Here is a 442-nt window from a genome sequence, read left to right as displayed (position 1 = left end):
AAATGGAAGAGGTCTTTTTTGATGCCTGTGTGTGCTCGCTCAACTTGTCGAACAATGCTTTTTTGTGCTCGGCTATTAGCTGCCTTTGAATAAATAATCATCCATCTTTGCTTTATCCCCATATGCTCAACCTCTTCAATAACATATTGATAATTATCATCAATATTAACCCATTGGTTGGCTGTTATGGCTGTGCTTATAGAGAATTTCTCAAGAGAAATTGTTGAAGGTACTAGCGTGAGAAATTGAATTTTGGTTAAAAACTCAGCATTACTTTTATGATAAAGTTTACAGTCTGCCACAAGGTATTTAGGAGCTTGGCTTTTTTTGAACTCATCAACAAGCGCCTTACTTCGCGCTTTAAAAATAGCGGTGTCTGCGCTGTTACCATCCCAGTTTTTACATGCAAGCGGGATCCCACCATCTTGGCTAACAATGATTT

At 38.2% G+C, this 442-nt stretch carries 1 protein-coding gene; it reads right to left on the bottom strand.

Annotated elements, in window-relative coordinates; genetic code table 11:
• Positions 1-442 (bottom strand): hypothetical protein (locus H5119_RS20110; RefSeq protein WP_220496104.1); only part of this gene is annotated, 442 nt, incomplete at both ends.

The organism is Pseudoalteromonas sp. SG45-5 (genome assembly GCF_014164085.1).
In the GTDB taxonomy this organism is placed as follows: domain Bacteria; phylum Pseudomonadota; class Gammaproteobacteria; order Enterobacterales; family Alteromonadaceae; genus Pseudoalteromonas; species Pseudoalteromonas aliena.
Note: the sequence above shows the minus strand (reverse complement) of the source record. Positions and strands in the feature narration are given on the sequence as shown.